Below are 26,856 nucleotides of genomic sequence, written 5' to 3' on the forward strand. Positions count from 1 at the left end.
GTGGGTGCGCCACGGGTGATCAGGTGAGCCGTCTGCCGAGCTCGGCAAGGGCCGTGGCTGTGGCGCTCAGGGGGAAGCGGGCCGCGTTGGTGAGGCCGGCCGCACGAAGGGCGGGAAGGAGGCCGGGGCTGGTGCGGAGGCGGTCGAGTTCGCGGGCGACGGCATGCGGGTCGGCGAAGTCGGTGGCAAGGCCGGTGCCGCCCAGCGCCTCGGTGAGGCCGGGAACCGGCTGGAAGAGGACGGGGAGGCCGCATGCCTGGGCTTCCAGAGCCACGAGGCCCATGGCCTCCAGCGTCGTGGAGGGCATGACCAGGACGTCGTGGTCGGCGAACGTCTTCCACAGCTGTGGCCGCCGTAGCCAGCCGAGGTAGTGGACGTGTACTCCACGCTGGTGGAGACGGTGGCGCAGGGTATGGAATTCAGCTCGGGGCGCGGCGATGGACAGCTCCACGGACTGGGTGAGGGGAAGGGCTGCCAGCAGGGTGTCGAAGCCCTTCTCGGGGGTGAGGCGGCCGGCGTACAGGATCCGCAGGTGGCTGGAGGGCTGGTTCCGGCCCCGGGGCGGAGGGCTGGCGATGAGACGGTCCGGGATGCCCCAGGGGATCTTCTCCACCTTGCGACGGCGAGTGTCGGGGGCGAGCAGAAGCAGGCGGTCGGCCATCGCGCCGGTCGGCACCACGACGACGTCGGCGGCCCAGGCCGCCTCGCGCATGGCGGCGAGCTGTTCGGGGTGCGTCTCCGCGAAGAGGAGATCGGTCCCGTGGACGAGGGCGATCCGCGGGTGATTCGGGAAGGCACGGAGCAGGGCTGGTGTGGCGCCGAAGGCAAGGTGCTGCAGGTGGAGAACCTCGACCTTGCCTGGATCGACCGCCTCTGCGAGTGCTCGCTGAAGTGTGGCGACGTAACGGCGGAACGCGTATCCGGTCAGGCACTTCCCCGGTGCCTGCACCAGCTCCAGACCCGCTGGTACTGCCGGCCGCAGGCCCCTGTGCTCCGGGGCGAGCATGAAGGCCCGTGCGGGCAGGAGGGGATTTCGACCGGTGTACAGGTCGAGGAAGAGTTCGACGCTTCCGCCGGGGCTCGGGAACGGCAGGTCGAGGGCTGTGACGACGGTGGGGTTCACGCGCGGTCTCCCGGGTTCTCCTCGTAGAGGCGGGACGTTTCGATGCCTTGGCGGGCTCGGTACTTGAGGCCGTGGTTCTGGTAGCTGGCCGTGGCACCGAGGGCCTGGAGGAAGACCAACTTCCCGAAGGTCATGCGCGGATAGACCCGGACCGGCTGGCTGGCGCGGATCTCCAGTGTCCAGCGGATGGCGTGGCCCTGGTGTCCGAGCGGAGCGGACACGTGGACCCAGATGCCGAGCGCGCCGATCGTCCGGTCGCCGTTGAGGAACTGCGCGTACGCCTCCGAGCCGGTCCGCTCGTACGTCGTCCCCAGGTAGAGGACCTCCGGCCGCAGCACGTAGCCGGTGGCGGGGATCGGCACCTCCTGGAACTCGGTCGGCCTCGCCGAGTCCAGGGAACCGTCGTGTAGGCGCAGGGTGTCGCCGAGGCGCCAGTCATAGGCGTTGGGGGAGATCCTCCGCGGCTCGTACGGCTCGATGGTGATCTCGCCGGCGGCCCTGGCGGCGGCGATGGCGAGGCCGGTGAGGATCACGAGGCCACCGCCCCGAGAGCGGCGTCGTCGCGCCAGTACGCGGAGGGCTGAGGGCCGGCGGACGACTGGTACTTGCCCGCGTAGAGGGCCACCGGGCCGACCGATACGAAGAACATGATCTGGCCGATCCGCATGCCCGCGTAGACGCGCAGCGGTCGGATCGGGGAGAGCATGAGCGTCCACTGGCCGTGGAAGCCGATGTCTCCGATGGGGGCGGTGATCTCGACGAACAGGCCGAGGCGGCCGACCGAGGAGCGGCCGAAGAGCAGCGGCACGAACGTGTCGGAGCCGACCTCCTCGATCGTGTGGCCGAGGTAGAGCTGGCCGGGCTGGAGCTCGAAGCCGTCCGGCCCGATCTCGATCGGCACGGTGGAGTTCGGCCGGTGGGCGTCCAGCACGTCGGCGGCATACGTGAGCAGGGTCCCGCCGAGCCGGACGTTGTAGCTGTTCGGGTTCACCTGCGTCGGCTCGAACGGGAAGATGCGGATGCGGCCGTCCGCCGCGGCCTGAGTGATCTCGGGACCAGTGAGGATCATCGGGAGTCTCCATCGGTGAGCGTGTGCTGCACGGCCTGGCTGAGACGGATGCCGGCCTGCCGGGTACGGCCTCCGAGGTACGCGTCAGCGAGATAGCTGGTGGTCAGCACGGTCGGCAGGCGGTCGGGCAGTGGATCGGGCGTTGACATGATCGGGCCGGCTTGCTCGGTGAGGTGAGTGAGGAGGGCCGTCGGGTCGGCGGAGAAGTGCTCGGGCACGTGGGCGTGCACGAGTTGGTTGTCGAAGGGCTCGATCGCCAGGAGATCGCCATGCGTGAGCACCGTGTTGAGCCGCGGCGACCGGAGGGCCGTTTCGTTCAGGACGACGGCTTCGGCGCCTAGACCATTGTGGAGGCGGTCGGCGAGGTCCAGCAGAACGGCGTGACGGTCAAGTGGACCGTTCCTGTACAGGTGCCGGACCGGCCCCAGCGGTGTGCGCAGCTGGTCGCGGATGGCGTCGATGGCCTCTTGTACCGACGTGAGCTCGTCTGGGAGGTCGGCCGCTGGTGGGAAGCCGGCCACGTGAGCGGTCCAGCCGGAGCCCAGAGGCTGCGCGAGCGCGTATCCCGCCGCCAGCTCGCGTCCCTTGAGGACCAGCGTGTCACCGACGACCACAGGCTCCGGTCGATCGCTGTGGCAGTGCCCGGCGAAGACGACGTCCAGGAATGGGCAGGACTCGGCCAGCTTGAGGTCCTCGTCGAACCCGGAGTGGCTCAGCGCCACCCAGGAGTCGGCCTGGTGGTGATGGGCCAGCATCAGCTTGCGCAGTGCACGTACGGGCTCGATGACACGGTGGCCGGTGCGCTGGTGGGCTGGGATGGCGTTGAACACCTGCGGGCCGATGATGCCCGTGACGGCGACACGTCGGGTGCCGATGCGCACCAGGCGGACAGGGTGGAAGAGCAACTCACCGGTCTCGTCGTCGATGGCGTTGGCGCACACGGTGATGTCGTACAGGTCGGGTTCGAAGTGGTGGTCCCAGCCGTGATTGCCCGGGGTGACGGCGTCGTAGAGACGGGCGAGGGCGTCCCGTTCGATCCGGCCCTGACCGAGCCGGTAGTAGCCCGTGCCCTCGAAGAAGTCCCCGCAGTCGACGACGAAGCTGTCGTGCCTCGCGGCGTGCAGGTGCGCGAGCATCGGTACGGCGTTGTCGAAGGCGGAGTGGACGTCGGTGGTGGCGATGATCCGTTGGAAGTGCCTGGCTGCGGTCATGGAGTGACCTCGCAGATGTCGGCGCCGAGGGCGAGGAGCGATCCGGGCAGATCGGCGTGGCCGCGGCGGATCTGGTCGACCCCGCCGAGTGTCGTGACGCCGCGAGCGGTGAGGCCGGCGACCATCAGCGCCGAACCCGTGCGGATGTCGGTCGCTTCTACTCCGGCACCGGTCAGTCGCTGGGGGCCGGTGAACCGGCATTCGGTGGAGGACAGTTCGGTGATCTCGCCGCCCATGCGGACGAGCTGCGGGATGAGGTTGTTGTGGCGGCCGGGGTTGATCGGGTCCGAGAACAGGTGGGTGCCGGGGAAGCCCAGGGCCAGACCGAGGAGCGGCGGCTCGAAGTCGGCGTCGAGGCCGCCTGGGGCCAGTGTGGCCATGGCCCGCAGGGGGCGGCCGGTCGGCTGGGTGTCCCGTCCGTGGACGACCAGGGTCTCCGGTTCGTTGGTCGTGGGGATGCCCATCCGGTGGAGGGCGGTGACCAGCGGCGCGACATCGGGGCCGTGGACGCCCTTGATCCGCGCGGTGCCGCCGGTTGCGGCCACGGCACATGCCAGGGTTCCGGCCTCGATCTTGTCTCCCGGCACCTTCCAGGCGGGTACGTCTTCTTCCGGGACGGAAGACGGCGGCACGAGGGTGAGGACGCGCTCGCCGGCACGGCACTTGTAACCCACGGCCGTCAGCGCGTTCACGACGCCGAGGACCTCAGGAGAGAGGTTCGGCTGCCCCAGCCGTAGCGGCGCACCCGCGACCACGGAGCGCAGGACTGCGGCGATCGTCGCCCCGCGCGACCGGAACGGCAGGACCAGCGACACCGTGCCACGGACTGCCTTGCCGGTTTCGACCACGTACCCGCGGTCGTCCACGCGGACGCGGTCGCCGAAAGCTTCGTACACCTTGAAGTGCTGCTCCATCCCACGGTCGCCGATCCGGCATCCGCCCGGCCAGGGAAGCCGGGCACGGCCGCACAGGGCGATCAGAGCGGGGACGAGGTAGTACGAGGCCCGGATGCTGGACGCTGCCTCGCCCAGGCCGTCGGGCGTCGGGGCCGCCTCGCGGGGAAGGACGAGGACGGTGTGGTCGTCACCGACCGGATGGGCGGTGTTCCAGCCCGCCTGGCGCAGCAGGTCCAGCAGAGTCTGGACGTCCGAGCTGGCGGGCACGTTGTCGAGACGGACGGGGCGAAGGAGCGCTGCCGCAGCGGCTACGAGCGGGAGCGCGGCGTTCTTCGAACCGTCGACCGTCACGGCACCGGCGAGGGGCCGGCCGGGCCGGATCGCGATGACCTGAGACGTGACGGCGGGGACGCGGGTACTCACGTACAACTCCTCTGTGTAGGACGCGACAAGGCGGCAGCAGCCCCGACCGGAAGTGAGGCAGCCATGTCGATCTCGGCCCAGCAACACTTGCCGGAGTCCGTCGGCGCCGTGCCGGAGCGGTCTGCGAGGACGCCGACGAGGAAGAGACCGCGTCCGCCCTCGCTGTCCTCGTCCGGCAGCGCCGGTTTCGGCAAAGTGCGGCTCGCATCGCTGACCTCTACGCGCAGAGTCGCGGCGCAGAACTGGACGGCGATGCTGATCGGTTGGTGGCCGGCGTATCGGACTGCGTTCGTGACGAGCTCACTGACGACCAGCTCGGCCGTCTGGATGGCCTCCGACGCCGTTGCCACCGTCGGCCAGGCGGCTATGGCCTCCCGGACCTGGCGTCGTGCCGTGGGCACGGCGACCGGTGTGGGCGGGAGAGTAAAGGTGAGCTGGTGCGCTTCCACGAGCGGCCTCCAGGAGTCGGATCGACCACCCCAAGGAACCGCTCGGCCAGCCTCGTTCGCGATGCCGTGTGCCCGTCCTGCATCGTCTATGCAGAAGCTGCATGAAGCCTCCGTACCGCTCGCCTACGCTCGTTCGCAGAGGCATGCTCGACGCGGACGGAAGGGCATGGATGGCAGACGTGAAGACGGAAGCCGAGAAGATCGGCAAGACGATCAAGCGCGCCCGACAGCGCACCGGCCGCTCGCAGACGGACGTTGCCACCGCGCTGGGCTACCACCAGTCGAAGCTCAGCCGCCTGGAGAACGGGCGCGGTACGGAAGACACCCGGGTCTTACGCGCCGTCGCCGCCGAGCTCGACATCCCCCTCCATCTCCTCGGCCTGGGCGACCCTGGCCCGTCCGTAGAAACGACCGACGATCCCGAGACAGAAGACATGCGCCGCCGCACCTTCCTCGCCGCGAGCATCGCCTCCCTCACGGCCCCCACCACTCCCGCCACGGCCGCCCACGACAACCTCGTCCGCGCCCTCCTCCCCGGTCCGTGGACTGCCTCCGGCCAGGCCGCCGCCTTGGATACGGGCTCCCTGGAAACCCGCGTCTCTGCCGCCCGGCGTCTGTTCTGCACCTGCGACTACGCGGAGCTGGAGGCCACCCTGCCCGGCCTCCTCGCCGACTTGCGGGAAGCCGCAGGCGACCACCGCAACGAGGCCGAGATGGCCGGACTCCTGGCCACCGCCTACCAGACCTCGACCAGCCTGCTGCTCAAGCAAGGGGACCACGGCAACGCCTGGCTCGCGGTGGGCCGCGCCCTGGCCGAAGCCGAGCGCTCCGGCGACCCCGTCGTCCTCGCTTCCAGCGTCCGTGTGCACGCCCACGTCCTGACCCGCGAGAAGCACACCACCCAGGCCGTCACCCTCGTCCGCCACACGGCGGGACAGCTCGCCGGCGCCTACGACCAGCGCTCCCCGCGCTACCTCGCCGCCGTGGGCCTGCTCCTCCTGCGCGGCGTCACCGCCGCCAGCACCGCCGGCGACCGCGCCGCCACCCGCGAATTCCTCGACGAAGCCCGGGACGTCGCCCGCTACGTCGCGCTCGACCGGCCCGACGCCTGGGCCAACTTCAGCCCCACCAACGTCGCCCTTCACGGGGTGAGTGCCGCAGTCGCCTTCGGCGACGCCGGCATCGCCCTGAACACCGCCGCACCCCTCATGCGCCGCCACATCCCCGTCCCCGAACGCCGAGCGGCCCTCTGGGTCGAAGCAGCCCGCGCTTACAACCAGCAGGGCCGCCTCGCCGAGGGCTACCAGGCCCTGCGGATCGCCGAGACCTGCGCCGCTCAAGACGTACGCCGCCCCGCCGTCCGCGACCTGGTCGCCGACATGGCCGCCCGCGACCGGCGACGTACCCTGCCCGAGCTCCACCACTTCCGCCGCAGACTGGGAGTCCCCGCGTGACCGCACAGCCGTTCCTGTACGTCGTCGTCTGCGCCGCCGGCATCGCGGGCGACGCCCACAAGCTGATCACCGCCGCGCAGGAGCGGGGCTGGGGCGTGGGCGTCATAGCCACACCACAGGGCCTCGGCTTCCTCGACACGGAGGCGATCGAGGCGCAGACTGGCCACCCGATCCGCTCGGCCTGGCGTAGCCCCGGCGCCCCGCGCCCGCTCCCGTCTGCCGACGCCATCGCCGTCGCCCCTGCCACGTTCAACACGGTCAACAAGTGGGCGGCCGGTGTCGCCGACACCCTTGCCCTGGGCATCCTCTGCGAGGCGTACGGGATGGGCATCCCGACCGCCGTCCTGCCGTACGTGAACGCCGCCATGGCCGCACACCCGGCCTACGGCCGGAGCCTCGACCAACTTCGGGACATGGGCGTGCTGGTCGGGTCGTACGAGCCACACCGGCCGAAGGCGGGCGGAGGAGCGGACCGCTTCCGGTGGGAGGAGGCGCTGGAGCTGCTGGCTCCCGCGCTGGTGCGGCGAGCAGCCCACTGAGGATTGGCGGTCATGCCGACAGCCTGATGTCGGCCGCCGCGTGGGGGAACGTCGGTAGCTCTTGGGTGGTTCTGGGTGCCGGCGGGTTGCGCTGGCCCCCCAGGATGTTCGGGACGTCAGCGGTGACTGGTCAATTCCTTGACGAGGAAGCGGGCCTCGGTGGTGAGGCCGTCGATGACCTCTTGCGCGTAGCGGCTGCCGCGGCGGGCTGCGAGGTCCTGGACGGCGTTCCAGTTCTCGGCGATGAGATGGAGGGCATGCCTGGATCGCTGGATGGTGTCCCGTCGGTGGACGGCGAACTCCTCGGCGCGCTGGTGGGCCTCGGGCCAGGTGATGTCTCCCCGTTCGACGAGCTCGGCCAGGGGCGGTGTGGTGTCGCCATCGGCGAGACGCACGGTGTCGGCATTGATCACGTACTGCCGGAGGCGCTCCGTCTCCAGCCGCTCGTTCAGCGCGGCTGTGGCGTCGGCGAGTGTGATCTCGCTTTCGGTGACCTGCTCGGCGAGGTCGGGGGCGTGCTCACGGAGGTGGTCGTACTGCTTCTGCAGGGCGGCGGCCCAAGCCTTGCGCTCGTGGACTGTGTTGTAGGCGTTGTCGAGGCTGAGGGTGCCGATGCGGACCTGTTCGGCGAGGTCGGGGGAGTGCTTGAGGACGACGTTGGCGGCGGAGAGGCGGCTGCGCCTGAGGCCGTGGAGCTTGGACAGGTCCCGCAGGGAGTGTCCCGAAAATGAACACGCCATCACGGTGATCACGGCCTCCTGTCCCTTGCTGAGGTGTCGGCGAAATATGTTCTTGGAGAAGATCAGCGCTGTGGGGTCGTTGCCGGTGTAGGTGGTGAAGCGGGGCTCGACGCCGACGATCTCGCAGGCGGCGAGGCGGTTGCGGCCGTCGAGGAGGACGCCGTCGGCGTCGAGGACGATGTCCTCGTGCTGGCCCTCGGTCCTGATCGACTCGGCGAGGTCGAGCAGCTCGCCCTGGCTGAGCATCGGGAACAGGCTGGTGACGGGGTGGATCTTCAGGGTGTGCTCCTTGTCGGATGGCGGACGGGATTCAGCGCGTACGGCGCTGCTGGTCGGTGCGGACGGGACGGTAGGGAGCCGACTGGGGTGCCGGGGCACTCCTGGTGGTGCGTTGGGTCAGGTCGGCGAGGCGGTGCAGCCGCCAGGTGAGGACTTCGCTGACGCTGGTGGCGGTGTCGAGTTCTCGCCTGGTGGTGGCTTCGGTGAGGAGGGCGGCGGGGTTGTGGCCGGCCGCGCCGACTTGGGCGAGGGTGGCCGCGAGGACGGGCCAGCCGGGCTCGGCCAGGATCTGTTCGGCTTGTTCCGGGAGCGCTCGGCGCACGGTCGCCGCCTGCTGGAGACGAAGCCACTGGGGCAGCTCGGTTCCTCGCCGGTGGATCACGGCCAGCGGCTCGGCTGCCGCGGACTTGTACGCGGCCCGGAGATGCTCGGCTGCCTGTCGTGCGGCCTCCGCCTGTTGACTGTGGCCACGGGTGCGGTGCCAGTGCTGCGCGGCCACGGCCGCCAGCAGAAGGGCGTCGAGGAGGACCGTGAGGAGGACCCCGTCCTTTGGAGCGGGTTCACGCAGAATCGCCTTGACTGCCCGGCGGGTGGCCTGAGCCTGCTGGTGCTGGGCGCGGATGCGGGAGCGGCTGGCCCGCTCGAAGGCGGTGGCTGCCTGAAGGAGTCCGGGCCGAAGGCTCGGAGGGGCGGCGAGGGGCAGGACGTCGAGGGTTTCGCCGAGCACGGTGATGTGCGCCTGCCCGGCTTCGTTCTCGCTGTGGTCGAGGAGCTCGGGCACCCGGTCGGTGGCCTGGGCGAGGCGACGCCAGGCACGGGACTCCGGCAGTGCCGCTGGACTGGTGTCGCTGGCTGCGAGGCGTTCGTTGACCTTGGGGTAGGAGAGTTCGGGCGCGAGGGTGGAGCCGGAGAACCAGACGGGCCGACCGTCCTTGTTGGTGTCGCCGGCGAGGGCGACCTTGTAGCCGCGGACGTCCCCGGAGGGGAACCGCTGGATCTCCACGAGAACCCCGGAGCCTTCGAGGAGCCGGAAGAACTCCTCCGGTGTCGTGGCTGCTGCGAGGACGGTGCGGGCGGTGGTGCGCAGGCGTTCGCGGGCGGTTGTGGCTCTGCCTGTGCGCTGGGCCTTCTCCTGTTCGGCTCGGGTGGGGCGCTTGGCTGCGGTGCGGTCGCCGCGCGGGACCTGGCGGAGCCCGTATTCCTTCTCGATGGCGACGAGTTCCTTGTCGGCGCGCAGGAAGTCGTTCCAGTTCCTCGGCGGGCGGAGGTCGCCTCGGACCTTGGTGGCGACGATGTGGATGTGGTCGTTGGCGTGGCGGACGGCGACCCAGCGGCAGGCGTCGGGGTCGCCGGCCGGGGCGATGCCGGTGGCGTTGAGGACGCGGCGGGCGATGGTGGCCCACTCGTCGTCGGTCAGGTGGCGGTCCTCGGGCGCGGCGCGGATCGAGCAGTGCCAGACGTGGTTCTTCGGCGCCTTGTGGCTGGCCTGCTTGACGCGCAGGTCGAGGACGGTGGCGAGCTCGGCGAGGGTGGCGCCGGGGTCGCGGCCGGGGTCGGGCGCGAAGCCGTCCCACGAGGCGACGAGGTGGGGGTCGGTGTGTTCGTTGGCGCGGCCGGGCCCGTACAGGTAGTTCAGGACGCCCCTGGTCTTGTGGCCGGGCTTGACGATGTTCGCGATCAATCAGGCCGCCCGCTGCTGTGTGGCGGCCACATCGGCGGTGGCGTCGATCGCGGTGACCGCCTGCTTGACCATGGCCAGGACCCGTCCGGCCTCGGCGAGCACGGCGGAGTCCACGGGGTGTGGACCGCCACCGGAGTTGAGGCGGTGGGCGATCTGATTCACGTTCGTGCCGATCCTGGCTACCTGCATGCGCAGGGCCGCCAGCTCGTCGATCAGGTCATCGGTCGTGGTGCGCTGCTCGGGCAGGGCGAGGTCGCCGTTCAGGTGGCCCATGACGATGGCGCCGACGAGGTGCGCGCCGGCCAAGCCGAGACGACGGGCCTCGGCGAGGATCTCGGTCTTCTCGTCGATGCTGTAGCGGACGTCGACGCGCTCCTTGCGCTGGACGTTCTGGCGGGCGCGGCGGCGGGCGACGCGGTGCAGCGCGGCCTCGTCGGCGGCACGCACGACGACCCCAGTTCCCGGTGCGCCCTCGCGCCGGGGCCTTGGCTCCGTCACCCCTGGGGCGGAGGCTTCCGCGTTGGACCGGCCCTTGGACGGTCCAACGTCATACCTTGCTCCGCCCGGGGCCGGGGGCGTGGCTGACTGCGGTGTGGTGGGGTGGGAGGCAGGGACGTGCTGTGCGTGCATGGGCGGGCTTTCTGACGTGCGTGGGGGACGGGAGGGAAGAGGCCGCTCGCCCCAGGGCGTTTCCGGGGCGAGCGGTCGGCGTGCGGGAGGGACCCCGCGGCTACGCGGCGGCTTCGAGGAGGGCTCCGTCGCGGTTGGCTCCGTCGATCTCGGCTTGGAGGAGCGCCTTGACCTCTTCGAGGCGTTCGCGGCGGCCGGGCCGGAGGCCCTTGGCGTTGATGGCCTTCTCGATGTTGCGGCGGGAGACGTGGCCGTCACGTCCCAAGGGCGCGGTGCGCCCGATCTCGACCACCTGCTCGTAGTTGGCGAGCGGCCTGTCGTCACGGCGCTTGGCGGGCCGCTTCTTGGGCTGCGCCACTTGCTCGGTGGCTTCCTCGGCCACGTCGTTGCCGGAGGCGGGTTCGGTTGTGGCGGGCGCCGCGCCACCTTCCGGCGTTGTGGCCGCAGCGTCGTGGCGGCCCTCGTCGTCCGGCTCCGTGTGTGCGGAGTGGCGCTGGACGATGAGGTAGAGGTGGACGGCGCCGGCCAGGGCGAGCGGGGCGATGGCGGAGATGACGCCGACGGTGATGTTGCCGAGGGCGAGCCCGCCTGGGCTGCTCTGCTGGTCGAGGCGGACGGCGTGCAGGACGTTGGCCCAGATGCTGGTGGCGGTGGCGATGCCGACCAGGGCCGAGACGTACACGCGGGAGCGCATGGGTGCGGTGCGCAGGACGAGGAGGGCGCCGATGCCGATGGCGATGAAGCCGTCGATCACGAGGGGGAAGGCGTAGGTGAGCAGCCAGTAGATGTGGCTGGCGGCGGCCATCTGACGCAGCGCGTCGTACGAGAGGGCGAAGGCGGCCACGGCCAGCAGGGCCACACCCACTTGGATCGCGACGTTCAGCGGCGGCACAGTTATGCGCTTGGTGGGTGCAAACAAGGGTGCGTTGACTCCAGGCGAAAGTGCGGGGCGGCTGGTGGGCCCCAGGGCGGGTGATAAGTCGTTGCGACCCGTCGCGTGCCTGGTCAGAGCAGGTACGGGTCAGGGTGGCGATGTCGGGTCGACTCGTTGCGGGCCGGTGACCCGTCCCGGCTCTGACCTGCGCGGCGACGGGTCGGGACGGGTCGTGTCGGGTCAGGCGCTGGTCGCGAGTTCCGGCAAGGTCATCGGCTCGGCGGCCGGTGCGGGCTCGGGGCAGTAGCGGGCCCAGGCGTCGGTGAACTGCAGGCGGGTGAAGCCCTTGGCCTGGAATCCGTCGGGGAAGCGGCGGTTGGCCGAACTGATGCCGTAATCCTTCAGCAGGATCTGCAGACCACGCGCTGTCAGTCCCCTGTCGCTGTACTCCGGCCAGGGCGACTCGGCGTCCTCGTTCAGGATGCCGAGCAGGCGGCCGGTGCGGATGACCGGCGGGTTGCCCTCGGCGACGAAGGCGCGGCGGATGTCTGCGAGGAGCCGGATGTTCAGGGCGCTGTGGTCCTGATCCTGCTCGGCCTCGTGCCTCGTCATCTCCAGGCAGGCGGCGCGGGCCGCCTCGGGCCACGGTCCCCCGGCGAGGTCGGCGACCGCGACCAGCGGCTCCCACGTGTCGGCCGCCCGGTCCTCGACCGGCATGGGTGGCGTCATGTTGGTCGCCTCGGCGTGGAGCGGGGCGAGCCAGGCCACGAGCCGGTTGCGCAGGGCGTGCAACGCGGGTGTGCCCCGTACGGTGCGGAACTCCGCGACCTTCTCGCCCGGCCTGCGGCGGCGCATCCGAATCACGACCGAGCGGTCCATGATCGTGTCGGGTAGGTCTCCGATGCCGGCGAGGGCTGCCATGGCGAAGGTGGGGAACTTCGACACCTCGTGGTTGGGGCCGGAGACCCGCAGGGTGGGCCGGTTGCGCTGGTGGCCGGCGTTGAGCAGGCCGCGCATCTCCTCGTTCTTCTCCGCGACCTTCGCGGAGCCGAAGAGGGTGTCGGCCTCGTCGACCAGCAGGGTCGGCGGCGTCTCGGTGATCGACCGGAAGACCGCGGCGGCCGAGGCGTTGACCGTGATCAGCGGGTCATGGACGGTCTCGGTGATCACGTCCAGGAGCCGCGACTTGCCGCACCGCTTCGCCGGTCCGACGACCGCGAGGCGCGGGGCGTGCTGCCACGCCGTCTGCAGGTGCGTGGCCGCCACCCACAGCGTCACCGCCGTGAAGGCTTCCTCGCTCGGCAGTACGACGTACCGGCGGATCTGCGCCCGCAGGCCGGCGAGTACCCGTTCGCCCTCGGAGGCCGGGGTGGGATCGGGCTCCTCGGTGGCCGACTGGCCGGGTGACGGCACGGGCGTGGTGGTGAGTGGTGGCGTGTTCGGGGTGGCTTCGTCCATACTGGACATCGAGCTCCTCAATCTGCAGGCCATATGGGACGGCAATCCCGGCTATGCAGCTAGTCGTTCAGGGATGGGCGGCGTGAGGTTTGCGCTTTGAGCCCCTCGGTGTCGCAAGCACCGGGGGGCTTTTGCATGCCGGTCCACAGGGCTCCGGCATGACAACGACTATGCCCCATGCAGAGGCGCTTTGCAAGTGGCAGAAGGTGATGTACTCTTGGACGGTCGCTGCAGATTGCAGGGGCCTGCTGCAATTGGAAGGAGGGTGGATGTCCGACGACGACCATGACGAGGCACCCGCCGTGCTGCTCAAGGGCGAGGACAACGCCGCCCAGCGGATCAAGGCCGAGCGCGAGCAGCGGGGCTGGAGCACCACCACGCTCTCCGACCGCCTCAACGAGGCCGGCTACGAGATGAACCCGTCGGCGGTGTGGCGGATCGAGAACGGCAAGCGCCGCATCAACCTCGACGAGGCCATCGGCTTCGCCGAGGTCTTCGGGGTGTCGCTGTCCAACCTCGTCGGCCCGCCGGCCCTGGCCGCCGCCGGCCGCGCCATGGAGCTGATCGACACCGTCGTGGCCGCCAACGCGGCTGCCCAGAGAGCTCAGCACGCGTACCGCCGGGCGAACAACGAACTGGTCGCCTACCTCGACGAGCACCCGGCCATCCGCGAGGCGGCCGACGTGATGGTCAGCAACGCCATCGCCGAGAACACCATGAAGATCAACCAGGAGGAGTTCGGCTCGCCGCCTCAGCCGTAGCCCACTCCTACCGGCCGCCGTGGATCGCAAACCCCAGGCCACGGCCAGCACCGCCCGCCCATCCCATCCCCTGAACGACACCGGCCCGGCCGGGGTTGCCGCCCCATTCGCCGCGCCAGGAGAGGACCCCTGCTTGCGCCACACCGCGATACCCCATGCCTCCGCCCAGACCTCACACGCCGCCGCCGCGCCGCCGCGCCTCTTTCTCCCCGAGGACGTTGCCGCTGTGCTCGGCTGCTCCGCCTGGTGGGTCAAGGACCGTGCCCGCAGGCGGCTGATCCCCTTCACCCGGGTCGGCCGCGCCTATCGCTTCACCGGCGATCACCTCGCGGAGATCATCCGCATGCACGAGGCCCGTCCGGCCGTTCCGGGCAACCCTGCCGGGGCTGCCGCTGTCCCGAAGATGGACACTCTCGCTCCTCCGTCCGCCGTCCCCCTTCCCGCGAGCCGCCTCCGTGCTCGCCCGCCACGCCGGGCCCGCCAGGCTCAGTTCGGGACCGCCGCCTAAGAGACGACGCAAGAGGAGGGGAGGAACACATGGGATTCGCCGAGAAGCGGGCAAACTACTGGCGTGGCCGATACAAGATCGCGCCCGGCAAGCACCTCACGGTCGTCGACGACAGCGGCAAGGCGATCAGGTTCGCCACCAAGGGCGAAGCCCAGCGCGCCGCGAGCGAGGCCGAGAACAAGTACCGGCGCGGCGACTGGCGCGATCCGGCCCTCGGGCAGGAGACGTTCGGCGAGTACGCGAGCCGCTGGTACCAAGCCCAGGACCTGGCAGCGTCGACGATGCAGAACTACCGGCGGCACATCGAGGAGCACTTGCTCCCCGAGTTCGAGGACAAGGCGCTTGTCGGCATCCTCCGCACGGACGTCGAGCTGTGGGAGAAGAAGGAGCGGGCCGTGTACGCGGCCTCCAGCGTCAAGACCTGGCGCTCGACGCTCCACCTGATCCTCGAGGACGCGATCGACGAGGGCCTGATCACGTCGAATCCGGCCGCCAGGCGGCGCGGGCGTGGCAAGCGCGCCGGCCGCTCACGCGACCGCGGCCCGGAGAAGGTCATCACCGATGCGCTCGGCATCCTGCTGACCGCTGAGCGCGCTTCGCTGCTCTCCGGCCGCGACGACGAGTTCGTCGCCGTGGTGCAGAAGGGCCACACCGGGATGCGTTGGGCCGAAATGGTCGGGCTGGAGAGGGAGTTCGTCCGGCCCGGATCCTTCCGCGTCGAGTGGCAGCTGTACGAGCTGGACACAGGCGAGCTGGTGCGCGTCCCGCCCAAGGACGACAGCTACCGGACGCTCGACTCACCGGACTGGCTCTCGGCCCTGGTCGCCAACCACATCGCCCGTACGAAGCCGACGCCGTGCCCCTGCCATGGCAAGTCCTACGTCTACCGAGGGCTCGGCGCGGCCCGCACCGGCGGCCATCAGGGTGCCAAGTTGGTCGACGTCGCCCGCCGCGCCGGCGTCTCCACGGGCACGGTGTCCAACGTCCTCAACCACCCCGCGCGCGTCGCCAAGGCCACGAGGGCGAAGGTGGAACAGGCCATCGCGGACCTCGGATTCGTACGAGGCGGCACCGTGTCGGAACACGCCGCCCACTGGCGCCGCAATGGCTTCGCCACCTGGCTGTTCACCCCGGCGGTCTCCGGCTGGTACCCGAAGAAGGCGCCCCAGGAGGCACGACCCGTACCGCTCCTCGGTGAGCCGTGGCCAGGTGTCCCGGCCCGGGGACGCAACGCCACGGACCGGGCTGACGCCTGCTGGGTTCCGATCGCCAGGGGCCTCACGCCCCACGGCCTGCGCCACACCCACCGGACGATGATGGAGGATCTCGGCACCGAGAAGGTCCTCATGGACGAGCGCATGGGCCACATCGACGGCTCCGTCTCCGCGCGCTACGCCCACGTCACCCCGGGCATGCGCCGGCGGCTCATGGGGGGCCTGACCCAGCAGTGGGAGGCTGCACTCGATGCCCGCCTGGCGATGTGCGCAACGTCACCAGTGCGCGTACTCAACGACCTGCTGCGGGTACGTCTCGCCATGCGCTGACTGATTCCCCACTACGTGTCGTCGCCGCGGTGGCCGTGAAGGCGGTAGCCCATCTCGTCTGGATGCCGCATGACCCGCGCAAGGCGCCAGGCGGCGTCATAGGACAAACGACCACGCCCCCGTACACGCAGCCGCAGAGCCAACATGCTGGTGACAGGGGCAAGCACCCAGCGCAGCACAGCAGTCTTCACCGCACCTCATCCGAGAGGAGTGCGAGGCGGTCGGCGGTGTACTCGTCGCCGAACGCGCGGACAGCGTCGACAAGGAGGGTGAGCAGTTCTCTGCGCCCTTCCTCTGTCAGACCGGCAACGAAGTTGTGGAGCAGCTGTGCCACCGTCACCCACTGCTGTCCTGGCTGCCACTGCTGCACCTCACGCACCAGGTCGTCGAGGTCGGTGCCCGTCGGCGGGCCGCCGAGCCGGGACCACTGCTTCGACGCCCCCTCCAGGAGCCCATAGAGGCGGGCGGCGGCCGGGTTGGAGAGGATCTCCTCCCGAAGGAACGCCTCGCGGGCTCGGACCTGCCGTCGTGCCAGCTCGTCCAGCTCGTGGTCGTGCAGGATGCGTTCCTCCTGCCGCCGATACTCCTGCTGCACGCGTTCCGAGTGGAGAGCAGCCTTCCGCGTGGTGTCCTCCACGCTGATGCGTACGTGCACGTCGGTGACCACCACGCCGTCCGCCACGAGGGGCAGCTGTGCCCGGACGGCGATGGTGATGTCCTGCTCGGCGGCTTCGGGACGGAGGACGGCACAGCGCTCGGCCTCCTTCTCGATCGCTCTTCTCGCAAGGCGCGGCGCCGTATGCCGATTCGCCGGCGCGGTGGCGTCGGCGCGGTGCCAGGTCACCCGGATCTCGGCAGTGAAGAACAGCAACGGGTCCGTGCTTTTGAGGCGGTCCGTGAAGACGGACGTCCAGCGGGCGTCTTCGTCTGTCATCGGCGTAGGCGCCTTGGCGGTCCGGCGTCTCATGCGGCGTTGACCTCCGCATCGCCCTGAGGCTCATCACCGGGCGCGCTGGGCGAGACAGGCTGAGACACGACCGGCTGATTACGTCGGGCGATGAGGTCCTGGTCGAGCAGGGCGGACAATTCGCGTTTGAGGTCTTCCTTCTCCTCGGCGTAGGGACGGTCCTGGCCCTGGACCCACCACTGGGCGGAAGTGCGCAGAGTCTCGCGAAGGATTGGCCCTTCGGTACCTGGAACATTCACGGCCCGGCGCAGCGTGTCGAAGATGACCGACCTGAGCTCATGCCGTTCCAGTGCCGCATCAAGCCAGGTGAAGACGGCTTTGTCGAGGTCGCGTTCCCCTGTCGGCCCCGCGGCCTGACGCAGCAGAGTGCGCCAGCCCGTAACAAGTCCTTGCACCGTGGGGCGGAAGGAGTCCTCCTCGTCGAGGCTCTTTTCGGACATCGCTTGGAGGAGTGGCGGAAGGCCGGTTGCCTCGGACGGGGAGTTCAGGGCCAGCGCGGTGAACGTTCGGTGACCGACGGTCTGGCTCGTCGTATCCGACTTGCACCAATCGACGACGTACCCGAACAACATCTGCCGTACGGTGGCGTCCTCCCATAGGACGCGTACCGCCTCGCGCAACACGTCGAGCACGTCCGGACGACCTTGCGCGGCGACATTCCTGAGCCGACGCAGTGCCTTGGCGGTATGCCGACGGCCGAACGCGCCTGTACACACCTCTACAACGGCTCTCTGCAGGTGGGGCTGGCTTCGGTTCGACCAGGCGAGCAGCATGGAATGGATGTAGGGAGCGCTGGCGGCATGGATGGCTGCGGAGTCCAGCAGTTCAACGGCCAGCGGCCACAGCTCCTTGGTGGTTCCGTGCTTGTACCACTCCTCGACGATCCGCTCCAGCGGCGTCTGACGCCGATGGCGAACGGCCCATTGCAGAGCGAACTGGCCTACGCGCTCTGCCAGGGCAAGCCGACCATCCCTGCTGATGATCTCCAGGGCTTCCCTGCTCGTGTTGGTGTCGAGGACAGGTGCCTGTGCGAGCCACTTCAAGAACGTGGTGCGAGCCAGAGGGCGGTCGTTCCAGAAGTACTCGATGACGGCGTCGTCCCAGTGCGGGCGGGTGAAGGTGAGGGTGCCGTCATCCTTGCGCTCTGCTCCGATGGCCCTCGTCATGGCGATGACTCCGGGTTCCCGCTGTCCGTCCACCTCGACCTTTGCACTGTCGAGCTGTTCGGTCAGCTTCGCCGCCCTGGCGTAGACATGTCCGACCGGATCGCCGCGCAGAACAGCGGCAGCCAGCAGGAAGTTGCGCTCGAAGCTGGTACGGGAGCGCCCTTCGGGCTCGTGCCACATGTACAGCGCGTCTTCCCAGTTGCTGTGGGCAGCCGCAACGTTGACCACTTGCTCCTCGAACGTCAGGCAGGGGGAACCGTCCCGCTGATGCTTGAGCGTCTGGCCTGGGTCGGATGCATCTGCGGCTGCGGATTGGGCTGCCCGGTGCTCTTCCAACATGAGGTGCACGAGGTTGAGCACATCGGTTGGGGCTTGGCCGGTAAGGAGTGGCTTGATGTTCGGGTGATCAAGCCACTGATCTGCTGGAAAGTCGGGCTCCTGCCCGAGTAGCCACCGCTCAGCGATGTCCCGCGGATCCACCGTGCCCAACTCCGCGGCGACGCCGTCCGGCGCCCCATGGCTTATGCGCCTCCACTGCTCGGGTCGAGTGAGGACGATCAGTCGGCAGTCACGCCGCTGGAGGCGCTCGACGAGCTTGTTGAGGTTGGCCCCGAAGGAGTCCTCGACCGCGAAGTCATCCTCGTCGGGCGGCAGTTCCAGCAGGTACCCGCAGCGGTGGTCGTGTGGAAGGCGCCTGGTTGGGAAGTGCTTGGAGCCGCCGAAGGGCAGCGGCCGCACTTCGGTTATGACGCCGTCGTCCAGGAGATGAGCGAACAATGCGTAGGCGGTGAAGGTCCGGCTGCTATTCGGCGGCCGGCTGATGACCAGGACGGAGCCTGCCGCACGCAGGGCTTCAAGAGCTTGCTTAAAGGAGCTGGGCGCCAGTCGGTCCTCATAACGGGGCTCGGCGTACACCTCGTGGACTACGGCCAGGTACTCAGGCGAGATTGGGGCGTGCGAGTCGAGAGTCTGCTCGTACACGTACTTCGTGCCGACTTGTTCGCCGTTGTTGATGAAGGCCCGTTGCAGCACGGCGGCCTGCCCGACCGCCTCGACCGCGTCACGCGTCGGTGTCCACGCCGTAGGCCGCCGCGGGAAGCTGTCGTCGGAGGGGCGCTCGGCGTCCGCGGTCTCTGCCGACGTCTTGATTGCCGGCATGGTCGACGCATCGTTGCTGGACGGGTCGGGAGGGAAAGGTGGCAGTTCGGGCAGGCTGCTCGGTTCGGTAGTTGGATTCTGCGGTCCCGACGCGGGTTGCGCCCAGGGTGCCGGCTGCTCGCCCTCTCGCCCGTCGCTTTCCGCGGATGGGGGCAGGGCCTGCGGCGGGCGCTCTCCAGTAGGGCTGTCATCGAAGCTCATGCTGTTGCCGCCTGCCTCAGCCGATCGTGCCTTCTACCTCGATGCCGACCTGTTCGCCCGTCTCCTCGATGGTCTCGGCCTCCTGATCGACGCGTGCCCGTCCGCGTTCCGTGATGCCGCCGCCGACGCGCATGCCGACCTGCTTGCCACGAAGGGAGTCGGCCCTCTGCGAGACCTCCACCCCGGGCCGGTCCGCCTCCTTCTCGTCGCCAAAGGGCAAGCGGCGCCCATATACCTCCTCCAGGTCCCGACGAAGGCGTCCCAGAAGCTCCCGCAATTCGTTGTCATCGCCCTGGAGGATCTCGGGCCGCGACAGGTAGACGCGGAGCGCGCCATGGGCCCCGGTGATGCGTGCGACGCGCTCGTCAGTGAGTGCGGGGGCCCTGACCAACAGGGGCTGCAGCTGCTCCGGCACTTGCTCCGGCTCTTCCACCGGTACTCGACCTGCACGCCGGTCCAACACCGCACTCGCTCGGTCGAAGAGAAACCTGACCGCCTCGGTCAGCAGCGTTCCGGCAAGGACGGGAAATGCCAACGGGTCCATGTGCGTGCTTCCTCCCCCTGAGCCCGTACGACAGCCGCAATTCCCATCGGTAGGTGCGACCGGCATGTACGCGGGCAAAAACGGGCTTCACCGTACGAGGGTGATCAAGGGGAAGGACAGATGGGAAATCGGTCTCTTGGTGAGGTGGCCGAAGAGCAAGTGTTGACAGTCGGTAGCGGCATCATGTGGCCTGAGTGATGAGTCGGTGGCTTCAAGCGTTTGCCCCTGCAGCTCTCGTCCTCGGCTGGAACCACACGATGTTCGATCTGTGTTCGCGCTGGAGTGGTGTCTGATTCTGGATGTCAGGTGCCCGTGCTGCCGGTGGACTGCGTTCTGCTGTCGAGGAGGCGTCGTTCTGAAGGCTGCCTGGATTGCCGCCGAGCAGTCCTCAGAGCGCTGTCCGCCTAAGTCCACGAGATCGTCTGTTGCTCCGAGAACGGCTTGCCCGACTCCGTCCATCGGTGCACGATGGTTCCTTGCCTGGCGGCCCCCATATGGAGCGCGATGGGAAAGTTCACAGACGACTTGGGCGGAATGCGCATAGCGGTGAGCTCTCCCAGTGCTGTGGGGTTGTTCCCCTCGCCCACGGGGCTCATCTCCAGCTCGACGTTTTCCGCTGCGACTTCTCCGAGGTTCTCCACGAGGAGCCGTTGCCTCGTACGCCGCATCTTGACCCGACCGCGACTGTCTTGCTTGGGCTCGTTTTCCCACGTGTAACTGGAGCGGAGAACAGCCCCTGGCCGCGAGCGGTCCGGCTCGCCGCCGCCAAGGTTGCCGGCCTTGTACGCGTCGTGCTCCAGGCACGTCCTGACCTTCGCCTTCAGGTCGTCAGCGGAGGCGTAGCTGCCCGTCAGGCCGTGCTCCTGGACCTCCTTGCGGAACAAGTTCAGCGCGGCGAGCTGCTCCGGATCATGGTCGCGCGGGATGGGCGCGTCGGAGAAGAAGACATGCACCGCCGCGCCGCGATCACGGGCCCGGAGAATCTCCTCGGCCGTGCCGGAGACGGCGCGTTTCGTTGCCTGGCCGAGTCGGCTGTTGAACACCGCGATGACGATGTCTGCCTCGTCGGCGAACTGCGCGTTGATCACTTCCTGCGCATCGCCTTGACCGACCAACGGCACGGCTCCTAGCTCCCAGCGCAGAGGGAGGAGATGGATCTTGCGCCGCATCGTGTGATCGCTGTTCCAACTGCGGATGGCGTCCTCCACCACATCGCGATCAGGGGCAGTGTCGCCCGGGGATGCGATGAGAACGCTTAGCGTGAGGGTCTGGATGGCCATGGCAGCAGGCTAGCCACCGACACCGACAGTCTCTGTTGCACAGGAGATCTTCGTGCCTCGGGAGCCGGATCCCGAAGTCGGCTCCCAAACGGCTCCCAAGATGCCTGGAAAACCACTCAGGGGCCTGATCCGCTCTCGCGGATCAGGCCCCTGACCTGGTGTTTCAGCTGTCGGGGTGGCGGGATTTGAACCCACGACCTCTTCGTCCCGAACGAAGCGCGCTGCCAAGCTGCGCTACACCCCGATTGTCGCTGCTGTCGCGGCGACGTCGTTTACTTTAGCCCACCGGTGGCTGGAGACGAAATCCGGTTTTGGCGCGGCGGCGGACCGGGTCCGGGCGGAGGTGGTCGGCGGCCACGAGCAGGAGGGCGAGGGCGTAGAAGGCGAGGCCCAGGAGCAGGGCGTTGCTGAGAACGCCCAGGTGACCGTGCCGGTCCACGTCCAGGAACGGGTACAGGTACCGCACCGACGAGGTCGAGGGGATCATCGCGCTGCGGGCGACGGAAAACGCCAGGTAGGCCACGGGGTAGACGAGCCACACGGCCGCCTGGCTCACCCGCACCGGTGCCGGGCTCGTCAGCAGCAGCCAGTCCACCAGCGCCGCGATCGGCGTCACCGTGTGCAGCAGATGGTTCGCGACCGCGTGCCAGCCGCTCGGCGCGTCGCCCGTCATCGAGAACGGGCTGGCCGCATTCGCCAGGATCACGTGGTACACGAGGCCCGTGATCACGATGCAGAGCAGGGCGCCGCCGTTCACCAGCGGATGCAGGGGGCGTCGGGCCGTCCACGCGCGCCGCGCCGAGGCGAGGAGCACCACGGCCAGCAGCACATTGCTCTGGATCGTGAAGTAGCTCAGTACCCGGACGGGGCTGCCCCAGCGGAGTTCCATGGCCACGCCGGCCGCGGCCGCCAGGACCACCAGAAGGCGGTAGACGGCTGTCGCGCGGCGGCGTACGGGCGCCACCACCGCGGTCGCGGGGACGATGAACGGGGCCGGCGCGGGGATACCGGGAATCGCGGGGAGGTCCGGCATGTCCTTGGGTATCGGGGCGGTCATGAGCTCACGCTAAGTGGATGCCGCGAATCGGGCGATACGGGACAAGCCGAGCGGGTTACATCGCCCAGCAGGCCCGCCCCAGCAGGCCCGCCCCAGCAGGCCCGCCCCCAGCAGGCCCCGCCCCCGGCAGTCCCGGCCTCCCCAGGCCCCCTGGCAGTCCCGGCGTCCTCAGACCCCGGATAGTCCCGGCGTCCTCACTCCCGTGGATAGTCCCGGCCTCCCCAGACCCCCGGCGCTCCCGGCGTCCTAAGACCCCCGGGTAGTCCCGGCATCGCTCTCCACCGACCCCGGCGGCCCCGAACCCGAGCCGTCAAGCCCTCGCCCCAGTCACTCACCCACTGAGCAGCCAACCCTCCGCCAGGGATCAGCAAGGGCCGCGTGCCAGGGCGGCCCCCGTCTACTTCCGCTCCACCAGCGTCAGCAGCGACGCCTCCGGCGGGCACGCGAACCGTACCGGTGTGTAGCGGTTCGTGCCGCAGCCAGCCGACACGTGCATGTAGGCCGTCCGGCCCTCCGCGTGATGCCGGGACAGGCCCTTGACCCGGTCCGTGTCCAGGTCGCAGTTGGTGACGAAGGCGCCGTAGAAGGGGAGGCAGAGCTGACCGCCGTGGGTGTGGCCCGCCAGGATCAGCGGATAGCCGTCCGCTGTGAAGGCGTCCAGGCTGCGCAGGTACGGAGCGTGCACGACACCCATCGAGAAGTCCGCGGACTCCGACGGGCCGCCGGCCACGCGTGCGTAGCGGTCGCGCTTGATGTGCGGGTCGTCGAGGCCGGTCAGCTCGACGGAGGCGCCCTCGATCTTCAGCGTCCCGCGTGTGTTGGTCAGGTTGAGCCAGCCCGCCGAGTCGAAACCGTCCCGCAGGTCCTCCCACGGGTTGTGCACCGCGTTCACCGCCGGCGCGTTGCCGTTCAGGCCGTGCCGGCCCTGGGCCTTCTCGAACAAGTACTTGGCGGGGTTGCGGAGTTTTGGGCCGTAGTAGTCGTTCGACCCGAAGACGTACGCCCCGGGGAACTCCATCAGGGGGCCCAGCGCGTCCAGTACCTCCGGGACGCCTTCCGGGTCGGAGAGGTTGTCCCCGGTGTTGATGACGAAGTCGGGCCGCAGCCCCGCGAGGGAGCGCAGCCAGCGCTGCTTCTTGCGCTGACCGCTCACCATGTGGATGTCGGACACCTGGAGCACCCGCAGGGGACGCATACCCGGTGGCAGGACCGGGACCGTCACCCGTCGCAGACGGAAGGAGCGGGCCTCGAAACCCGCCGCGTACAACAGACCGGCGGCGCCCACCGCCGTGATTCCCATTGGTACTCCGTATAGCGCGCGCATGCGTCCATCGTGTCAGACCGCGAAGGGACCGACGCCCGCCTGTGGACAACCTTCGGGGCCCGCACCTCCCGAGGTGCCCCAGGAGCAACTCCCGGCCCGGCAACGGGACGGCCCCCGCGAAATCGACGGGCGTTCGTCTCCCCGTACCTGCGACAATCGACGACATGACCACGCTCAAGTCGAAGCTGCAGGAAGACCTCAACTCCGCCATCAAGGAGCGCGACGAGCTCCGCTCCTCGACGCTCCGGCTGACCCTCGCCGCGATCACCAAGGAGGAGGTCGCGGGCAAGACGAAGCGCGAGCTCTCCGACGACGAAGTACAGAAGGTGATCACCCGCGAGGCGAAGAAGCGCCGCGAGGCGGCGGACGCCTTCGCGCAGGGCGGGCGTGCCGAGTCGGCCGAGCGGGAGAAGGCGGAGGGCGAGGTCCTCGCCACGTACCTGCCCAAGCAGATGTCGGACGAGGAGCTTCGGCAGATCGTCGCCCAGGCGGTCGAGGAGGCCCGGGCGGCAGGTGCCGAGGGACCGCGCGCCATGGGCCAGGTCATGAAGATCGTGAACCCGAAGGTGGCCGGTCAGGCCGAGGGAGGCCGCGTCGCCGCCGTGGTCAAGCAGCTCCTCGCGGGCGGCTGAGCCTCCGGACCATCCTGAAAGGTGGAACGCGCGAGGGGGCTTCCCGGGGGCACCTGAGCCCCCGGACCATCCCGCGAAGTGGAACGCGCTAGGGGGCTTCCCGCGGACAGCTGAGCCCTCAGCTCACCCGAGAGGTCGAACGCGTGAGAGAGCTTCCCGCGGCCTGCTGAGCCCCGGCTCACCCCAGAGTGTCGACGCGCGAAAAAGTGGGGGCGCCCCCGTTCACCAGGGGCGCCCCCACCGCCGTGTCGCAGAGGAACGTGGAGCGCGGAGCCCCGCCGGGCCGGGCGGCCCGGCTAGCCGTTCCTTCCCCCGAACCCGTTGCCGCCGTTGCCCTGGCCCCGGATGAAGCCTTCGGGGATCGAGAAGGAGGGCGTCGGGAAGGCGCCGCCGTCGGTGCCGCCGCCGGTCGTCGTACCGCCGATGGTGGTCATACCGCCGTCGGTCGTCATGCCGCCGTCGCCCCCGTTGCCGTTCCCGCCCCCGCCCCCGTTCCCGTGCCCGTTGCCGTCGCCGTTGCCGCCGTCGTCCTGACCGCGGCCGCTGCCGCTGCCGCCGTCGGGGATGTTGACGAGGTTGAAGTCGGGCGCGGGCTTGTTCTGCAGGGCGCCCGTCATCATGTCCCGCCAGATGGGGCCGGGGACCTCACCGCCGTACACCTTGTCGCGGTAGACGCCGCCGATGGTGATGTCGGTCATCCGGCGCTTGTGGGCGGGGTCGCCGACCCAGACCGCGCCGGCCATGTTCGGCGTGTACCCGACGAACCAGGCGGCGTAGCGGAAGTCCGTCGTACCGGTCTTGCCCGCGCTGGCGCGGCCGGTGAGGCCGGCCTCGGTACCGGTACCGTCCTCGACCACGCCCTTCAGCAGCGTGTTGATGGTGTCGGCGGTGGTCTCGGACATCGCCCGCGAGCAGCTCGTCCGCGGCACCCGCAGGGACTTCTTCTCGTCGCCCACGATCTGGCTGATCGACTCGATGGCGATCGGCGTGCAGTACGTGCCGCGCGAGGCGAAGGTCGCGTACGCGCTCGCCATCGTCAGCGGCGACATCTCCTGCGTGCCGAGCGCGATGGACGGTGCCTGCGCCATCTTGGAACCGTCGGCGCGCTTCACGCCCATCTTCTTCGCCATGTCGGTCACCGGGCAGATGCCGATGTCGCTGATCAGCTGCACGTAGTAGGTGTTGACCGACTTGGCGGTCGCTTCCTTCATGCCGTACGGGCCGTGCTCCGACTCGTTCTCGTTCGTGAGCTTCTCGTTCTGGAGGTTGGTCCAGTTCTTGCCGTCGCAGACGGAGACCGGGCTCGGGTACTCCATCTCGTACGGGGAGGAGTACTGCTGCGTCGCCGGCTTGCCGCCCTCCACGGCGGCCGCGGCCACGATCGGCTTGAACGTGGAACCGGGCTGGTACCCCGCGCCGCCGCCCATCGACTTGTCCACGGAGAGGTTGATCTGCGTCTGGTTCTTGCCGAAGCCGTACGGACGCGACTGGCCCATCGCGAGGATCTTGCCGGTGCCGGGCTCGACGACGGTCGCGGCGGTGGCCACGTCGTCGCTCTTGTTGACGTGCTCCTTGATCGACGCCTGAGCCGACTCCTGGGCCTGCGGGTCCAGCGTCGTACGGATCGTCAGGCCGCCCTGGTTCCAGACCTTGGCCCGGGCCTCCCTGGTCTTGCCGAAGACCGTGTTGTTCAGGAAGACCTCGCGCACGTAGTCGCAGAAGAAACCGGCGCCCTTGACCGCGGTGATGCAGCCGTTCTTCGGCTCGCTGACGTGCAGTCCGAGCGGCTTCTTCTTCGCCTTCTCGGCCTCCTGCCGGGAGATGTCGTGCACCTCGGCCATGCGCTGGAGGACGGTGTTGCGCCGCTTGACGGCCTCCGCCTCGTCGTTGACCGGGTCGTACCGGCTGGGCGACTGGACGATGCCCGCGAGCAGCGCGGACTCCTGGAGGTTCAGCCTCTTGGCCGGCTTGGAGAAGTAACGCTGGGCCGCGGCCTCGACGCCGTAGGCCTGCTCCCCGAAAAAGGTGATGTTCAGGTAGTTCTCGAGGATGCGCTTCTTGCCGAGCTTCTCCTCGATCTGGATCGCGTACTTCAGCTCACGGATCTTGCGGCCGAGCGTCTGCTGGGTGGCCTCGGCGACCTTGGTCGGGTCGTCGCCCGCCTCCTCCACGAAGACGTTCTTCACGTACTGCTGCGTCAGCGTGGACGCGCCCTGGGCGACTCCGCCGCTCTGCGCGTTCTGGTTCACAGCACGCAGGATGCCCTTCAGGTCCACGGCGCCGTGCTCGTAGAAGCGCGAGTCCTCGATGGCGACGATCGCCTTCTGCATGTACGGCGAGATGTCCTTGAGGTCGACCACCGTGCGGTCGCGCGAGTAGACCGTCGCGATCTGGCCGCCCTGGTTGTCCAGGATGGAGGTGCGCTGGCTCAGCGGGGGCCGCTTGAGGTTGGCGGGGATCTCGTCGAAACCCTCGACGGAACCCTTGGCCGCGAGGCCCAGCGCGCCGGCGGCGGGCAACGCGATTCCGGCCAGCACCGCTCCGGCGAGCACACTGACACCGAGGAACTTGGCGGCCTGCTGCGATGGGGACAGACCACCGCCCGAGCGCTTCTTTGGCATGAGGGCAGCCTACGTTCTCATTCGCCGGACACGCGTATATGCCTTGGCCTAAGCTGCTCTCAACTGTCACAGCAGCAGGGCCACGTATCAAGTACGTCCGGCGACCCCGAATCGTTCCGGACGTCTTCCGATATTTTTGTCGGGGGCGTGTCCGAATCCGCCTCGTGTGTCATCAGGCGTCCGTTGTGGCTCAACTGAACTGTCCCGGTCTGCCGGGAAACCGCCGTATGTCCTGCGCTCACTCCCCCGGGTGATCTGCCGCTTACG

The 26,856-nt window shown here is 69.3% G+C and carries 24 protein-coding genes and 1 tRNA gene; 6 read left to right on the forward strand and 19 right to left on the reverse strand.

The features are described from left to right. Positions 1-19: 19 nt before the first annotated feature. Genes ACFYP4_RS14615 through ACFYP4_RS14640 form a run of 6 tightly spaced genes read right to left on the reverse strand, consistent with a single transcriptional unit; the run spans position 20 to position 5,171 of the window. Entirely contained in the window at positions 20-1,123 is a 1,104-nt protein-coding gene (locus tag ACFYP4_RS14615) for a glycosyltransferase family 4 protein (protein ID WP_388785514.1), read from the reverse strand. Beyond that, positions 1,120-1,656, reverse strand: a complete 537-nt coding sequence (locus tag ACFYP4_RS14620) for a deoxycytidine triphosphate deaminase (RefSeq protein WP_388785516.1) — start codon at positions 1,654-1,656, stop codon at positions 1,120-1,122. Before ACFYP4_RS14620 ends, ACFYP4_RS14615 begins: the two co-directional genes overlap by 4 nt. After that, entirely contained in the window at positions 1,653-2,192 is a 540-nt protein-coding gene (dcd, locus tag ACFYP4_RS14625) for a dCTP deaminase (protein WP_388785518.1), read from the reverse strand. Before dcd ends, ACFYP4_RS14620 begins: the two co-directional genes overlap by 4 nt. Continuing rightward, a complete protein-coding gene (locus ACFYP4_RS14630) occupies positions 2,189-3,403 on the reverse strand; it encodes a metallophosphoesterase (RefSeq protein ID WP_388785520.1) in 1,215 nt (404 codons plus the stop codon). The genes dcd and ACFYP4_RS14630 overlap by 4 nt, the downstream gene beginning before the upstream one ends. After that, positions 3,400-4,722: a UDP-N-acetylglucosamine 1-carboxyvinyltransferase gene (locus ACFYP4_RS14635; protein ID WP_388785522.1), complete on the reverse strand. Its 1,323-nt coding sequence runs from the start codon at positions 4,720-4,722 to the stop codon at positions 3,400-3,402. The genes ACFYP4_RS14630 and ACFYP4_RS14635 overlap by 4 nt, the downstream gene beginning before the upstream one ends. Further along, positions 4,719-5,171 carry an ATP-binding protein gene (locus ACFYP4_RS14640; RefSeq protein ID WP_388785524.1) on the reverse strand — a complete coding sequence of 151 codons (453 nt, stop codon included), beginning with the start codon at positions 5,169-5,171 and terminating at the stop codon, positions 4,719-4,721. Before ACFYP4_RS14640 ends, ACFYP4_RS14635 begins: the two co-directional genes overlap by 4 nt. Positions 5,172-5,341: 170 nt before the next feature. Here ACFYP4_RS14640 and ACFYP4_RS14645 point away from each other — a divergent pair, with 170 nt between their 5' ends. Continuing rightward, on the forward strand, positions 5,342-6,625 hold the full coding sequence (locus ACFYP4_RS14645; protein WP_388785526.1) for a helix-turn-helix domain-containing protein: 1,284 nt from the start codon (positions 5,342-5,344) through the stop codon (positions 6,623-6,625). Beyond that, entirely contained in the window at positions 6,622-7,164 is a 543-nt protein-coding gene (locus ACFYP4_RS14650; protein ID WP_388785528.1) for a flavoprotein, read from the forward strand. The genes ACFYP4_RS14645 and ACFYP4_RS14650 overlap by 4 nt, the downstream gene beginning before the upstream one ends. Before the next feature lie 116 nt (positions 7,165-7,280). Here ACFYP4_RS14650 and ACFYP4_RS14655 read toward each other — a convergent pair whose 3' ends face one another. The 5 genes from ACFYP4_RS14655 to ACFYP4_RS14675 form a co-directional block, all read right to left on the reverse strand. Next, positions 7,281-8,150, reverse strand: coding sequence for a plasmid replication/partition related protein (locus tag ACFYP4_RS14655; RefSeq protein ID WP_388785530.1), 870 nt, complete (start codon positions 8,148-8,150; stop codon positions 7,281-7,283). A gap of 64 nt (positions 8,151-8,214) precedes the next feature. Beyond that, entirely contained in the window at positions 8,215-9,864 is a 1,650-nt protein-coding gene (locus ACFYP4_RS14660) for a relaxase/mobilization nuclease domain-containing protein (protein WP_388785532.1), read from the reverse strand. Next, the gene (locus tag ACFYP4_RS14665; RefSeq protein ID WP_388785534.1) at positions 9,865-10,311 is read right to left on the reverse strand and encodes a MobC family plasmid mobilization relaxosome protein; all 447 of its coding nucleotides are present in this window, start codon (positions 10,309-10,311) and stop codon (positions 9,865-9,867) included. Positions 10,312-10,594: 283 nt separating this feature from the next. Further along, positions 10,595-11,386 carry a DUF2637 domain-containing protein gene (locus tag ACFYP4_RS14670; RefSeq protein ID WP_388785536.1) on the reverse strand — a complete coding sequence of 264 codons (792 nt, stop codon included), beginning with the start codon at positions 11,384-11,386 and terminating at the stop codon, positions 10,595-10,597. A gap of 222 nt (positions 11,387-11,608) precedes the next feature. After that, positions 11,609-12,826 carry a DUF3631 domain-containing protein gene (locus ACFYP4_RS14675; RefSeq protein WP_388785702.1) on the reverse strand — a complete coding sequence of 406 codons (1,218 nt, stop codon included), beginning with the start codon at positions 12,824-12,826 and terminating at the stop codon, positions 11,609-11,611. Between the two features lie 269 nt (positions 12,827-13,095). Here ACFYP4_RS14675 and ACFYP4_RS14680 point away from each other — a divergent pair, with 269 nt between their 5' ends. From ACFYP4_RS14680 to ACFYP4_RS14690, 3 genes are all read left to right on the forward strand, one after another. Continuing rightward, positions 13,096-13,587 carry a helix-turn-helix domain-containing protein gene (locus ACFYP4_RS14680; protein WP_388785538.1) on the forward strand — a complete coding sequence of 164 codons (492 nt, stop codon included), beginning with the start codon at positions 13,096-13,098 and terminating at the stop codon, positions 13,585-13,587. A gap of 133 nt (positions 13,588-13,720) precedes the next feature. Beyond that, positions 13,721-14,095 (forward strand): helix-turn-helix domain-containing protein, encoded by a 375-nt coding sequence (locus ACFYP4_RS14685; RefSeq protein ID WP_388785540.1) that lies wholly within the window; start codon positions 13,721-13,723, stop codon positions 14,093-14,095. Between the two features lie 29 nt (positions 14,096-14,124). Further along, positions 14,125-15,639 carry a LacI family DNA-binding transcriptional regulator gene (locus tag ACFYP4_RS14690; RefSeq protein ID WP_388785542.1) on the forward strand — a complete coding sequence of 505 codons (1,515 nt, stop codon included), beginning with the start codon at positions 14,125-14,127 and terminating at the stop codon, positions 15,637-15,639. A gap of 187 nt (positions 15,640-15,826) precedes the next feature. Here the strand turns inward: ACFYP4_RS14690 and ACFYP4_RS14695 are convergent, their stop codons facing one another. From ACFYP4_RS14695 to ACFYP4_RS14725, 7 genes are all read right to left on the reverse strand, one after another. After that, positions 15,827-16,573, reverse strand: coding sequence for a hypothetical protein (locus ACFYP4_RS14695; RefSeq protein WP_388785544.1), 747 nt, complete (start codon positions 16,571-16,573; stop codon positions 15,827-15,829). A 29-nt stretch (positions 16,574-16,602) separates the two neighbouring features. Then, positions 16,603-19,131: a hypothetical protein gene (locus ACFYP4_RS14700; protein ID WP_388785546.1), complete on the reverse strand. Its 2,529-nt coding sequence runs from the start codon at positions 19,129-19,131 to the stop codon at positions 16,603-16,605. A 16-nt stretch (positions 19,132-19,147) separates the two neighbouring features. After that, positions 19,148-19,594, reverse strand: a complete 447-nt coding sequence (locus ACFYP4_RS14705; protein ID WP_388785548.1) for a hypothetical protein — start codon at positions 19,592-19,594, stop codon at positions 19,148-19,150. Between the two features lie 485 nt (positions 19,595-20,079). Then, on the reverse strand, positions 20,080-20,955 hold the full coding sequence (locus ACFYP4_RS14710) for a hypothetical protein (protein WP_388785550.1): 876 nt from the start codon (positions 20,953-20,955) through the stop codon (positions 20,080-20,082). 170 nt (positions 20,956-21,125) lie between these two features. Further along, positions 21,126-21,199 (reverse strand) — tRNA-Pro (locus ACFYP4_RS14715). Positions 21,200-21,232: 33 nt separating this feature from the next. Further along, positions 21,233-22,012 (reverse strand): Pr6Pr family membrane protein, encoded by a 780-nt coding sequence (locus ACFYP4_RS14720; RefSeq protein ID WP_358852909.1) that lies wholly within the window; start codon positions 22,010-22,012, stop codon positions 21,233-21,235. A 397-nt stretch (positions 22,013-22,409) separates the two neighbouring features. Continuing rightward, on the reverse strand, positions 22,410-23,336 hold the full coding sequence (locus ACFYP4_RS14725) for a metallophosphoesterase (RefSeq protein WP_388785552.1): 927 nt from the start codon (positions 23,334-23,336) through the stop codon (positions 22,410-22,412). A gap of 164 nt (positions 23,337-23,500) precedes the next feature. On the opposite strand from ACFYP4_RS14725, the gene ACFYP4_RS14730 reads away from it, so the two are divergent. Beyond that, a complete protein-coding gene (locus tag ACFYP4_RS14730) occupies positions 23,501-23,968 on the forward strand; it encodes a GatB/YqeY domain-containing protein (protein WP_358852907.1) in 468 nt (155 codons plus the stop codon). Between the two features lie 296 nt (positions 23,969-24,264). Here the strand turns inward: ACFYP4_RS14730 and ACFYP4_RS14735 are convergent, their stop codons facing one another. Continuing rightward, positions 24,265-26,589, reverse strand: coding sequence for a transglycosylase domain-containing protein (locus ACFYP4_RS14735; RefSeq protein WP_358852906.1), 2,325 nt, complete (start codon positions 26,587-26,589; stop codon positions 24,265-24,267). Between the last annotated feature and the right edge of the window lie 267 nt (positions 26,590-26,856).

It is taken from the genome of Streptomyces sp. NPDC005551 (genome assembly GCF_042871785.1).
GTDB lineage: Bacteria > Actinomycetota > Actinomycetes > Streptomycetales > Streptomycetaceae > Streptomyces.

Bases quoted from the DNA above. Each gene is read 5' to 3' on its own strand.
- dcd (WP_388785518.1), bottom strand. From the start codon at position 2,192: ATGATCCTCACTGGTCCCGAGATCACTCAGGCCGCGGCGGACGGCCGC.
- ACFYP4_RS14630 (WP_388785520.1), bottom strand. From the start codon at position 3,403: ATGACCGCAGCCAGGCACTTCCAACGGATCATCGCCACCACCGACGTC.
- ACFYP4_RS14645 (WP_388785526.1), top strand. From the start codon at position 5,342: ATGGCAGACGTGAAGACGGAAGCCGAGAAGATCGGCAAGACGATCAAG.
- ACFYP4_RS14655 (WP_388785530.1), bottom strand. From the start codon at position 8,150: ATGCTCAGCCAGGGCGAGCTGCTCGACCTCGCCGAGTCGATCAGGACC.
- ACFYP4_RS14675 (WP_388785702.1), bottom strand. From the start codon at position 12,826: ATGGACGAAGCCACCCCGAACACGCCACCACTCACCACCACGCCCGTG.
- ACFYP4_RS14680 (WP_388785538.1), top strand. From the start codon at position 13,096: ATGTCCGACGACGACCATGACGAGGCACCCGCCGTGCTGCTCAAGGGC.
- ACFYP4_RS14690 (WP_388785542.1), top strand. From the start codon at position 14,125: ATGGGATTCGCCGAGAAGCGGGCAAACTACTGGCGTGGCCGATACAAG.
- ACFYP4_RS14695 (WP_388785544.1), bottom strand. From the start codon at position 16,573: ATGACAGACGAAGACGCCCGCTGGACGTCCGTCTTCACGGACCGCCTC.
- ACFYP4_RS14700 (WP_388785546.1), bottom strand. From the start codon at position 19,131: ATGAGCTTCGATGACAGCCCTACTGGAGAGCGCCCGCCGCAGGCCCTG.
- ACFYP4_RS14710 (WP_388785550.1), bottom strand. From the start codon at position 20,955: ATGGCCATCCAGACCCTCACGCTAAGCGTTCTCATCGCATCCCCGGGC.
- ACFYP4_RS14720 (WP_358852909.1), bottom strand. From the start codon at position 22,012: ATGACCGCCCCGATACCCAAGGACATGCCGGACCTCCCCGCGATTCCC.
- ACFYP4_RS14725 (WP_388785552.1), bottom strand. From the start codon at position 23,336: ATGCGCGCGCTATACGGAGTACCAATGGGAATCACGGCGGTGGGCGCC.
- ACFYP4_RS14730 (WP_358852907.1), top strand. From the start codon at position 23,501: ATGACCACGCTCAAGTCGAAGCTGCAGGAAGACCTCAACTCCGCCATC.
- ACFYP4_RS14735 (WP_358852906.1), bottom strand. From the start codon at position 26,589: ATGCCAAAGAAGCGCTCGGGCGGTGGTCTGTCCCCATCGCAGCAGGCC.